Annotated in this window: 8 protein-coding genes and 2 rRNA genes; all 10 read right to left on the bottom strand. The window is 64.4% G+C overall.

Annotated elements, in window-relative coordinates:
- Positions 1-102: 102 nt before the first annotated feature.
- Positions 103-1,053 carry a copper transporter gene (locus GO592_RS09665; RefSeq protein WP_037207207.1) on the bottom strand — a complete coding sequence of 317 codons (951 nt, stop codon included), beginning with the start codon at positions 1,051-1,053 and terminating at the stop codon, positions 103-105.
- On the bottom strand, positions 1,050-2,234 hold the full coding sequence (gene steA, locus GO592_RS09660) for a putative cytokinetic ring protein SteA (protein WP_005243185.1): 1,185 nt from the start codon (positions 2,232-2,234) through the stop codon (positions 1,050-1,052). Before steA ends, GO592_RS09665 begins: the two co-directional genes overlap by 4 nt.
- A gap of 110 nt (positions 2,235-2,344) precedes the next feature.
- A complete protein-coding gene (gene recN, locus GO592_RS09655; protein ID WP_007295569.1) occupies positions 2,345-4,117 on the bottom strand; it encodes a DNA repair protein RecN in 1,773 nt (590 codons plus the stop codon).
- Positions 4,118-4,119: 2 nt separating this feature from the next.
- Entirely contained in the window at positions 4,120-5,082 is a 963-nt protein-coding gene (locus GO592_RS09650; protein ID WP_005560437.1) for an NAD kinase, read from the bottom strand.
- Complete coding sequence (locus tag GO592_RS09645; protein WP_005264165.1) at positions 5,079-5,909, bottom strand: TlyA family RNA methyltransferase; 831 nt, start codon at positions 5,907-5,909, stop codon at positions 5,079-5,081. The genes GO592_RS09650 and GO592_RS09645 overlap by 4 nt, the downstream gene beginning before the upstream one ends.
- Position 5,910: 1 nt before the next feature.
- On the bottom strand, positions 5,911-6,138 hold the full coding sequence (locus GO592_RS09640) for a hypothetical protein (RefSeq protein WP_050998559.1): 228 nt from the start codon (positions 6,136-6,138) through the stop codon (positions 5,911-5,913).
- Between the two features lie 77 nt (positions 6,139-6,215).
- On the bottom strand, positions 6,216-7,211 hold the full coding sequence (locus GO592_RS09635) for an HAD-IIA family hydrolase (protein ID WP_007295567.1): 996 nt from the start codon (positions 7,209-7,211) through the stop codon (positions 6,216-6,218).
- Positions 7,208-8,200, bottom strand: a complete 993-nt coding sequence (locus GO592_RS09630; RefSeq protein ID WP_082324865.1) for a tetratricopeptide repeat protein — start codon at positions 8,198-8,200, stop codon at positions 7,208-7,210. Before GO592_RS09630 ends, GO592_RS09635 begins: the two co-directional genes overlap by 4 nt.
- Positions 8,201-8,260: 60 nt before the next feature.
- Positions 8,261-8,377 (bottom strand): 5S ribosomal RNA (gene rrf / locus GO592_RS09625).
- A gap of 132 nt (positions 8,378-8,509) precedes the next feature.
- Positions 8,510-11,643, bottom strand: a 23S ribosomal RNA gene (locus tag GO592_RS09620).
- Between the last annotated feature and the right edge of the window lie 322 nt (positions 11,644-11,965).

The following is an 11,965-nucleotide window of genomic DNA, read 5'->3' as shown; positions in this document are numbered from 1 at the left end:
GAGCAATGCTGGGGCCTGCCGACCCACGGGACTTCACGGTAACACCTTGACGTACGTCCCGGAAACAACGCGCCGCGATTGCCCGTCGTGATGTGACGCGCGCTACGCCGGGGTGGCACCCACGGTGACTCCGGTGGTGCCGGGCCCGGTGCCGTACCGGCCGGCGCCGCCGTTCAGTTGCTCCTGCAGCGCGAGCGGGACGGTGATCTTGCCCGCTTCCCGGTCGATGTTGTCGATCGTGGTCAGCGCCGCGGAGAGGGCGGCGTCGGCCCGCGCCACAGCGACCGCACCGTTGCCCTGCGCCGAGGCCGGACGCCCGGCGAGAACCGCCCCGGCACCGCGCGAATCCAGCGCACCCGCGAACCTGGCCACCACGGCACCGCGGTTGCCGCTGACGCCGTCCTCCACGTCGCGATCGCCGGTCAGCACCACCGCGACCTGCGCCGGTTGGACCGCACCGTCGTCGTAGCTGACGAATCCCGCCCCGCGGAGGGTCTCGAGGGCGAGCGCCATCTCCTGCGCGGAACTCTGCGGCTGGCCCGTCTCCTTGCCGAGCATGAGGACCGAGCCCAGCAGGTCACCGGCCAGGCTGCCTTGGTCGACGGCCCCGGTCTTCAGCGTGATACCCGCGGGGATCACGTTGTTGACGACTGTCCGCAGCCGGTCACCGCCCGTGGCATCCACGAACGAATCGGTCAACGACACCCGGCCGGTCACCGATCCACCGGCCTGCGCGATCATGCGGTTGACCCCGTCGAGGTCGGCGGGGTCGGCATCCGGGGTCGTCACGACCATCACGGTGCGTTGCGCGAGAGAGTCGGCCACCACCCGGCCGCCGACCGCGGAATCGAAGCCGTCCGCCGAGTTCAACTGCTCGGTCAGCTGGTTGTTGCGTTCGTTCGCCTTCTCCACGTCGGTCTGCAGGTCGGCCTTGTCGTCGCGCAACCCCGACACGAGACCGCTCGACAACAGGCCGGAACCCATCACCACGCCGATTGCCAGAGCCAGGAAGATCGCCGCTATGGAAATGGCATGTTGACGCAGAGAAATCACTTGAAGAACCCCTGGACCCACAACGCGAAGCTGTTCCATGTCGCGACGGCCCAGTCCAGTGCCTCACCACCGATGTTCGACACCACCAGGGCCACGATCACCGCGACCAGTGCGGCCAGTACGAGCAGCGCGATCGCGCCGCCCGACACCCGGCTCCGGTACAGGGTCGCCACGGCCTTCGCGTCCACCAGTTTCGGCCCGACCTTCAGGCGGGTCATGAACGCCGACGGGTTGCTGTCGCGGCGGCCGCGGTCGAAGAATTCGTCGAGGGAGACAGTGCTCCCGACCGTGACGATCAGCGACGCGCCGTGATGATCGGCCAGCAGCAGCGCCAGGTCGGACGGGGATCCGGACGCGGGGAACGTCATCGCTCCGATGCCGAGGTCCTGGATCCGTGACAGACCGGGTGCGTGACCGTCCTGGTCGGCGGGAAGTACAACCTCGGCGCCCGACTTGAGCGTCGCGCTCGTGATGTCCTCGGGGTCGCCGACGATGAGATCCGGGCGATAGCCCGCCGACTTCAGGACGTCGGCGCCTGCCCCGACGCCGATGAGGATCGGCGAGTACTCCTTGATGAACGGCTTGAGGTTCTTCAGGTCGGAGGCGTGATCCGGGCCGTCGGACACGATCACGACGTGCCGTTCCTTCATGTCGACGTCCACGTCGGGGACTCCGACGCCGTCGATCAGCAGTGGACTCTCGGTGCGGATGAACTCGATGGTGTTGCCGGAGAACGCCTCGAGGTGGTCGACCAGCCCGGTCTTCGCCTCGATCATCCGGTCGGAGATCTCCGCCTCGGTCTGTTCGTCGCCCTTCGCGATGCGCCGTTCCCCGGAGTAGACACCTCCCCCGTTTACCCGGACCTTGCTGCCGTCCTTGATGCTCTTGAAGATCTCGGCGCCGGCCGAATCCACCAGGAGGATGCCGTTGGCGACGATCACCTCCGGACCGAGGTTTGGATAACGCCCCGAGATCGAGGGCGATGCGTTGATCACTGCGAGAACGCCGGCCTTGACCAGGGCGTCCGCGGTCCCGCGATCGAGGTCGAGCTCGTCGAGAACGACGATGTCACCGGGTCCGACGCGTCGCAGCAACTTGGCCGTGTTGCGATCCACCCTGGCGATGCCGCTGACCCCAGGCAAAGTTTCGGTGTTACGTGACAGCAGTGCCGGCATCTTCATGAGTTCGATGATGGACCGGAAGCAGGACCTACCTGTGGAGGCGCGCCGAACCGTTTACCACATCAGTCACACCATTACCACGGGTGCAGCTGACGGTCCGCCGGGCCGGTTCAGACGGAACGCTCGGCGTTGGCGGTGGCCAACAGTTCCTCCGCGTGCGCCCGACCGGTCTCGGTGTCGTCGAGTCCGGCGAGCATGCGCGCCAGTTCCACCACCCGTTCGTCGTCGGTGAGTGCGTGCACACCGCTGCTGACGACCCCGTCCGTGTCGTCGACCTTGTCGACCACCAGGTGGGTGTCCGCGAATGCCGCGACCTGCGGCAGGTGCGTCACGACGATGACCTGGTGTGTCCGGGCGAGCCGGGCCAGCCGCCGGCCGATCTCGACCGCGGCCCGACCGCCGACGCCGGCGTCGACCTCGTCGAACACCATCGTCGCGCCCGAATCGGACCCGGCGAGCACGACCTCGAGGGCCAGCATCACGCGCGAGAGTTCACCGCCGGACGCGCTCTTGCTGATGGGCAGCGACTGAGCGCCGCTGTGCGCCGACAGCCGAAATTCCACTTCGTCTACGCCGGACGATCCCGCGTGCAGTTCCGTCCCGTCGATGGTGAGCGGTGCCGTGTCCTGAGGTCCGGCGATCCGGGGGCGGACCGACACCTCGAGAGCGGCCCGGCCCATCGCCAGACCTGCGAGTTCGGAACTGACTGCCTTGGCGAGTTTGGCCGCCGCCTTGACGCGCGCCGCGGTCAGCTTCGACGCGGCCTCCGCGGTGGACGCCGCCGACTCCTCGACCTGCTTCGTCAGCGCCGCCAGAGCATCGGAGGACACGTCGATCTTCTCGAGCCTCGCACGGGCGTTGTCTGCCCATTCCAGTACGCCGTCGACATCGGCGGCGTATTTGCGGGTGAGGTTCTTCAGTTCCGCCTGCCGCGACAGCAAGGAGTCCAGTGCCCCCGGATCCGCCGGAAGCCCGGCGAGATACGTGGTCAGGTCGGCGGAGACGTCGGTGACCACCGCGATCGCGTCGGCGAGACGCGGTCCGAGCCCGTCGAGTTCGGGGTCGGTCGCCGATTCGATCCGGGCCCGCGCCTCGGACAACAGATCCAGCGCGGGTGCGCCCACACCGTCGCCGTCCATGTCGTCGCCGCCGGTGAGCGCGGCGTGCGCTTCCTCGGCCGCCGAGCGCAGCGAGTCGAGTTCGCTGAGCCTGCGGACCTCTGACACGATCGACTCGTCCTCACCCGGAGTGGGCGCGATGCCGACGATCTCGTTGAGGGCGAACGTCAGTTGGTCGGCCTCCTGCGCGAGTTCCCGGGTACGGCCGGTGCGTTCGATCAGTTCGGACCGTGCGGTCACCCATTCGTCGCGGTGCTTGCGGTACCGCGCCAGCAGCGGGCCGACCGTCTTGTCCGCGAACCTGTCCAGGGCGGCGCACTGCTGGTCGGGCCGGAGGAGCCGCAGCTGATCGTTCTGACCGTGAACGGTGAGCAGTGGATCGGTGAACTCGGACAGCACGCCCGCCGGAACGCTGCGCCCACCGAGGTGGGCGCGGGACCGTCCGTCGCTGCCGACGGTCCGCACCGCGATGATGGTGCCGTCCTCGTCCCGCTCCGCGCCGGTCGATTCGAGCAGCCGGGACACGGCACGTTCGACGTGCTCCGAGCCCTCGTCCGTCATGAACCGGCCCTCGACCACGGCACGGGGCGCGCCGAGACGCACCCGGCCGGCGTCCGCTCGCGCACCGCTGAGCAGGTGCAGGCTCGTCACCACCATCGTCTTGCCCGCACCGGTCTCACCGGTGAGCACCGTCAAACCTTCGTGGAATTGCGCCGACGCCTCGGAGATCACACCGAGGTTGTCGATCCTGATCTCTGCCAGCACGTCTAGGGCTTCCTTCCTCGCCACCCGGTGACGGGCAGCTCGAACTTTCGCACCATCCGGTCCGCGAACGGCGCCGAATCCAGTCGTATCCAACGAACGGGTTCCTTGCCACGCACCACTTCGACGCGGGCGCCCGCGGGCAGCTCGAGGGTCCGGCGACCGTCACAGAACACCAGGCCGTCGTGGCTGCCCGCCACCGTCTCGACCGCGATCAGCGAATTCGGGCTCGTCACGAGGGGGCGCGCGAACAGCGCGTGCGCATTGCTCGGGACCACCAGCAGGGCCTCCAGTTCCGGCCACACCACGGGCCCGCCGGCCGAGAACGCGTATGCCGTCGACCCGGTCGGGGTGGAGATGAGGACGCCGTCGCAGCCGAAAGCCGACACGGGGCGGCCGTCCACCTCGAGCACCACCTCGAGGACACCGAGCCGGGACCGGTTCTCGATGCTCGCCTCGTTGAGCGCCCAGCCGCGTTCGATGATCTCGTCGTCCACGCGGACCAGCACGTCCAGCGTCATACGGTGTTCGATGCGGTATTCACGACGCACGACCTGGGCGAGCGCCTCGTCGAGGTGCTCGGCCTCCGTTTCCGCGAGGAACCCGATGCGGCCCAGATTGATGCCCAGTACCGGAATGGACGCGGCCTGGGCGAGTTCCGCTGCCCGGAGGAACGTTCCGTCTCCGCCGAGGACGAGCACCATCTCGCAACCGACGGCGGCATCCGGGCCGGCCTGCACGATGGTGACTTCCAGCCCGGGAACCAGGAATTCGTCGGCCGCCATGCCGTCCATCGGTTCGATGCGGGTGCTGTCGACCTCGTCGACGAGGACGCGCAGTCCGATCCCGGCCCGCTCGAAGATCTTGCCAACGCGCCGCGCCGTCTCCGTGATCTCGGCGCGGCCCGGGTGCGCGACGAGCAGGATCTCCCGCTCGCGTTGCTGGGCGCCGCTGCTTCCCCCGCTCACTGTGGTCCCTCCTGCACCGCGGTGCGGATCAACTCTTCAACCGACTCGACCGGTACATCATCCGTCCCGGGTGTGACATCCGCGCGGAGCCACAGGAAGTATTCGACGTTCCCCGACGGTCCCGGCAGCGGACTGGCCACTGCACCGACGGTACGCAGTCCCAGCGACTCTGCGGTCTTCGCGACGTCCAGTACCGCGGCGACGCGCAGCTCCGGGTCACGCACCACACCACCGGAGCCCACGTGGTCCTTGCCGACCTCGAACTGCGGCTTCACCATCGGAATCAGATCTGCGCCGTCAGCCACGCAGGCGACGAACGCCGGGAGGACGAGCTTCAGGGAGATGAACGAGAGGTCCGCGACCACCAGATCGACCGGGCCGCCGATCTGCTCGGCGTCGATGGATCGCACGTTGGTCCGGTCGACGACGTGGACGCGGTCGTCGGACTGCAGCCGCCACACCAGCTGGCCGTATCCGACGTCCACCGCCACGACTTCTCGCGCGCCGTGGTGAAGCAGCACGTCGGTGAAGCCGCCGGTGGACGCGCCGGCGTCGAGGCAGCGCTTGGCCTCGACCTCGAGTCCGCGGGGGCCGAACGCCTCGAGCGCACCGAGGAGTTTGTGCGCCCCGCGCGATGCCCAGGTCACTTCGTTGTCGACCTCGACCACCCGCAGCGGAGTTCCCGCTTCGATTGCGGTGGCCGGTTTGGTCGCTGCCGCTCCCGAGATCAGTACTCGGCCGGAGGCGATGAGTTCTTGCGCGTGTTCGCGGGACCGGGCCAGTCCCCGCCGAACGAGTTCGGCATCCACCCGTGCTCGACGGGCCACGTCAGATCTTGTCCACGGTGGCAAGCGCCTCCACCAGCACGTCGTGCGCCTTCTCGAGAAGATGGGCTTTGCGCGGGATGACCCCGACGCCGTGCTCGTCGTCAGGATCAGGTTCGACGGCTCCGAGCCGCAACAACAATCCGTCGACCTCCGTGTGAATCGTCTCGGGGTCGACACTCTGAGGAGGCCCAGGTAGATGGGCTCCCGGGCGCGGTATTGGCGTGCTCATCGGGCACAACGCTAGTCCATCGCGTTCCGATACGCATACAGCGAATCGCGTGACGGACAACGCGGGCCTGCCGGGTTTCAGGCACCCCAGCCGGAGACGACCGCACTCACCGTGTGCGTCGTCGACGTGATCCGCGAGAAGTCGGGGAACTTCCAGGCGCCGGCGGTCACAGCCCGCAGCAGCGCAGCCGAATCCACCGGCGCAGCGGATTCGCTTGTCGGTTCAATCACCAGGTCGCTGCCGTCGAACTCGACGGACCACCGGTTATCCTCGCCGATGAGGGATTCCTCGGCGGGCCGGTTGAGCGCGTCCAGTTCGGACGCCAGGTAGGTGGGCCGTTGCTCCGGGGCGGCGCGCAGCACGTCGACCGCGGTGCTCACTCCGGTGAGCACCAGCAGCGAATCGAGGCCGACGTTGTTGGCGCCTTCGATGTCGGTGTCCAGCCTGTCGCCCACGACGAGCGGGCGTACACACTTGCTGCGGCGCATCGCGTCTTCCATCAGCGGCGCGGCCGGTTTACCCGCCACCAGTGGTTCGCGGGACGTCGCCGTGCGGAGCGCTGCGACCATCGATCCGTTGCCGAGGACGAGTCCGCGTTCGGTGGGGAGGGTCGTGTCCAGGTTCGCCGCCACCCAGACCGCGCCGGCCCGGATCGCGAGGGTCGCCTCGGCGAGTATCGCCCAGTCCGTCGTCGGCGAATGTCCTTGGACGACAGCCGCGGGCGCGTCCTCGAACGACCGCACCGGACGCAGTCCGACGTGTCGGATTTCGTCGGCGAGCGCTTCGGTGCCCACGATGAGCACCGGCGAACCGGGGGCGACGTTCTCCGCGAGCAGCCTGGCCGCGGTCTGTGAACTCGTCACCACCGTCGACTCGTCAGCGTCGAAACCGAGTTCCGTGAGGTGTTCCGCGACCTCACCCGGCCTGCGACTGGCGTTGTTGGTCACGTAATAGCAGGACTGCTCCCCGGCCGCCAAAGCCCCTCGCGCACCGGGGATTTCCTGCGGCCCCTGGTACAGGGTGCCGTCGAGGTCGAGCAGCAGTGCGTCGTAACCGTCGCGCAGAGCCGTCACTGATCGTCTCCGGTCAGCTCGGCCACACGCTCCTCCGCGTCGGTGTCACCCTCGAGATCCGCCGCGGCGGAATTGAGGAACCACTTGAGTCCGTCCTCGATGCGACCGGCCGCCACCAAGGCATCCGCGTACGCGTAGAACAGGCGAGCGGCACCGGGACCGGTTCGCGAGGCGTCGAGATCGGGGGTCTGCAGTGTCACCACGGCCTGGTCGAACTGACCGAGGTCCATGCGCGCTCCGGCGACCACGATGCGCAGTTCGGCTGCCTCGTCACCGGACAGCGCAGCAGCTTCCTCGCTCCGCCCGAGTTCGATTGCCCGCTCCGGGCGGCCCAGTCCGCGTTCGCAGTCCGCCATCACCGCGAGCAGTCCGGGACCACCGGCCATGCGACGAGCGGCGCGCAGTTCCGACAGCGCCTCCGCCCATTCGCCGGCGTGATACGCGGTGATACCCGCGGCCTCACGGACGATGGCGATTCGGCCCGCACGCTGGCGTGCGGCGCGGGCATGCGCGAGCGCAAGTCGCGGATCGTCGTCGACGAGCTTGCCGGCCATCACCAGGTGACGCGCCACCGTGTTCGCATTCGTCTTGTCCAGGCTCAGCAGGTCGCGGCGCACAGCGGGATCGAGCTCGCCGGCCTCGACGTTCTCGGGCAGATCCGGTTCGTCCGGACGGGCCTGCTGCCGCTGCGGACGGTCACCGTCACGTCCGCGAGGCGCGAAGCCGCCCTCGCCACCACGACGGGGTCCGCCACCGCGACGATCACCACCGGCACCGCCACGGTTGTCGCGCGAATCGCGACGGGGACCACCGGTCGAGCCACCACGACCCGAACCGCCGACGCCGCCACGGTCGCTGCTGGAGGCGCCGCCACGATTGCTGCTGGAGGCGCCGCCACGATTGCTGCTGGAGGCGCCGCCACGATTGCTGTTGGAGGCGCCGCCTCCGCGGAAGGACCGACGTCCGTCGTCACTCTCCGACACAGTCATTCCTTTCACACAAACCACGAAAGGGGACCCAGTATATTGGGTCCCCTTTCGGTAACGGATGTTCGGCGGTGTCCTACTCTCCCACACCCTGTCGGGTGCAGTACCATCGGCGCTGGAGGGCTTAGCTTCCGGGTTCGGAATGGGACCGGGCGTTTCCCCTCCGCTATGGCCGCCGTAACTCTATGAAACTGTCACACGGAACATCAGCGAAGACACACAACAAACAGTGTTGTTGGTGGTGTTCTTCTTTCTTCTGTTCTGAAACGTGTGTGTTGTTTCAGATACTGCACAGTGGACGCGTAGCTTCTTTGTGGTAAGTCCTCGGCCTATTAGTACCAGTCACCTGCACCAGTTACCTGGCTTCCAGTTCTGGCCTATCAACCCGGTGGTCTGCCGGGGGCCTTACCCCCTCGAGGGGGTGAGAAACCTCATCTTGGAACAGGCTTCCCGCTTAGATGCTTTCAGCGGTTATCCCTTCCGAACGTAGCTAACCAGCGGTGCTCCTGGTGGAACAACTGGCACACCAGAGGTTCGTCCGTCCCGGTCCTCTCGTACTAGGGACAGCCTTCCTCAAGTTTCTAACGCGCGCGGCGGATAGAGACCGAACTGTCTCACGACGTTCTAAACCCAGCTCGCGTGCCGCTTTAATGGGCGAACAGCCCAACCCTTGGGACCTACTCCAGCCCCAGGATGCGACGAGCCGACATCGAGGTGCCAAACCATCCCGTCGATATGGACTCTTGGGGAAGATCAGCCTGTTATCCCCGGGGTACCTTTTATCCGTTGAGCGACACCGCTTCCACTTGCCGGTGCCGGATCACTAGTCCCGACTTTCGTCCCTGCTCGACCTGTCAGTCTCACAGTCAAGCTCCCTTGTGCACTTGCACTCGACACCTGATTGCCAACCAGGCTGAGGGAACCTTTGGGCGCCTCCGTTACATTTTGGGAGGCAACCGCCCCAGTTAAACTACCCACCAGGCACTGTCCCTGAACCAGATCATGGTCCGAGGTTAGAGGTCCAATACGATCAGAGTGGTATTTCAACAACGACTCCACACTCACTGGCGTGAGCGCTTCACAGTCTCCCACCTATCCTACACAAACCGAACCGAACACCAATACCAAGCTGTAGTGAAGGTCCCGGGGTCTTTTCGTCCTGCCGCGCGTAACGAGCATCTTTACTCGTAATGCAATTTCGCCGAGTCTATGGTTGAGACAGCTGAGAAGTCGTTACGCCATTCGTGCAGGTCGGAACTTACCCGACAAGGAATTTCGCTACCTTAGGATGGTTATAGTTACCACCGCCGTTTACTGGGGCTTAAATTCTCAGCTTCGCCATTGCTGGCTAACCGGTCCTCTTAACCTTCCAGCACCGGGCAGGCGTCAGTCCGTATACATCGTCTTACGACTTCGCACGGACCTGTGTTTTTAGTAAACAGTCGCTTCTCACTGGTCTCTGCGGCCCCACCCAGCTCACACTGCAAGAGTGATCACCGGACGAGGCCCCCCTTCTCCCGAAGTTACGGGGGCATTTTGCCGAGTTCCTTAACCATAGTTATCTCGATCGCCTTAGTATTCTCTACCTGACCACCTGTGTCGGTTTGGGGTACGGGCCGTGTGAAAGCTCGCTAGAGGCTTTTCTCGGCAGCATAGGATCACTGAATTCGCCTCATTCGGCTATGCGTCACCTCTCAGGCTGTGTGAATGGCGGATTTGCCTACCATTCGCCCTACAGGCTTACACCAGTATTACCACTGACTGGCTCAGCTACCTTCCTGCGTCACCCCATCGCTTGGCTACTACCAGATCAGGTCCCATGCATCCACATCCAGGGCCCCCGAAGGGGCGTAAGGACGCTTCAGGATGGTTAGTATCACTGATTCACCAGGGGCGCGTTCACACGGGTACGGGAATATCAACCCGTTGTCCATCGGCTACGCCTGTCGGCCTCGTCTTAGGTCCCGACTCACCCTGGGCGGATTAACCTGGCCCAGGAACCCTTGGTCATTCGGCGGACGAGTTTCTCACTCGTCTTTCGCTACTCATGCCTGCATTCTCACTCGTGTGGCCTCCACGGCTAGGTCACCCTGCCGCTTCCATGGCCACACGACGCTCCCCTACCCATCCACACCACTGCCCAAGACTCCGCAGAATCAAGGGGGTGCATTGTGTGAATGCCGCAGCTTCGGTGGTGTACTTGAGCCCCGCTACATTGTCGGCGCAGGATCACTTGACCAGTGAGCTATTACGCACTCTTTCAAGGGTGGCTGCTTCTAAGCCAACCTCCTGGTTGTCTTCGCGACCCCACATCCTTTTCCACTTAGTACACGCTTAGGGACCTTAGCTGGCGATCTGGGCTGTTTCCCTCTCGACTACGAACCTTATCGCCCGCAGTCTCACTGCCGCGCTCTCACTCACCGGCATTCGGAGTTTGGCTGATTTCGGTAAGCTTGTGGGCCCCCTAGACCATCCAGTAGCTCTACCTCCGGTGAGAAACACGCGACGCTGCACCTAAATGCATTTCGGGGAGAACCAGCTATCACGGAGTTTGATTGGCCTTTCACCCCTACCCACAGCTCATCCCCTCAGTTTTCAACCTAAGTGGGTTCGGTCCTCCACGACGTCTTACCGTCGCTTCAACCTGGCCATGGGTAGATCACTCCGCTTCGGGTCTAGAACATGCCACTACGGACGCCCTATTCGGACTCGCTTTCGCTACGGCTACCCCACACGGGTTAACCTCGCGACATGCCACTAACTCGCAGGCTCATTCTTCAAAAGGCACGCCATCACCCCCCACACCGAAGTGTGCAAAGGCTTTGACGGATTGTAAGCGCACGGTTTCAGGTACTATTTCACTCCCCTCCCGGGGTACTTTTCACCTTTCCCTCACGGTACTAGTCCGCTATCGGTCACCAGGGAGTATTCAGGCTTATCGGGTGGTCCCGACAGATTCACACCAGATTTCACGGGCCCGGTGCTACTTGGGTTTCCATCACGACAGTCATCATGTTTTCGTGTACGGGACTCTCACCCTCTACGACAGGCCGTTCCAGACCACTTCCACTAACACAATGATTTCTTACTGTCGGCCAACACGGCAGCATTGACAAGATGAACCCCACAACCCCACGAATGCAACACCTGCCGGCTATCACACATCCATGGTTTAGCCTCTTCCGCTTTCGCTCGCCACTACTCACGGAATCACTATTGTTTTCTCTTCCTGTGGGTACTGAGATGTTTCACTTCCCCACGTTCCCTCCACACACCCTATATATTCAGGTGCGGGTAACACGACATCACTCGTGCTGGGTTTCCCCATTCGGACATCCTCGGATCTCAGCTCGGTTGACAGCTCCCCGAGGCTTATCGCAGCCTCCTACGTCCTTCATCGGCTCCTGGTGCCAAGGCATCCACCGTACGCTCTTCATTACTTACAACAAAGATGCTCGCGTCCACTGTGCAGTTCTCAAACAACACACCCCGCTCGAACTCCCATCAGCACCATGCCCACCACCGAAATGATGCGGTCTGCCTGACATTCGAACCGGATCGTTTTTGCCTAGAAAAAACACTCACGTGTTCTCTCAGGACCCAACAGTGCATCGATATAACTCTTCTCCCACCGGCACTCGGGCCGGCAGTAGTGAAAAGAATGTTTGTCAGTGTTCCACCCATGAGCGTCTGCCGTTCCACATGTGGGAACGAAACAGTCTCTGCCAGAACATCATCCACTGACTGTTCAGTGGTACACGTCTGGAG

Origin of the sequence: Rhodococcus sp. 21391, from assembly GCF_016772255.1 — a bacterium.
Classification (GTDB): domain Bacteria; phylum Actinomycetota; class Actinomycetes; order Mycobacteriales; family Mycobacteriaceae; genus Rhodococcus_F; species Rhodococcus_F opacus.
This window is presented reverse-complemented; position numbering and strand designations above follow the sequence as displayed.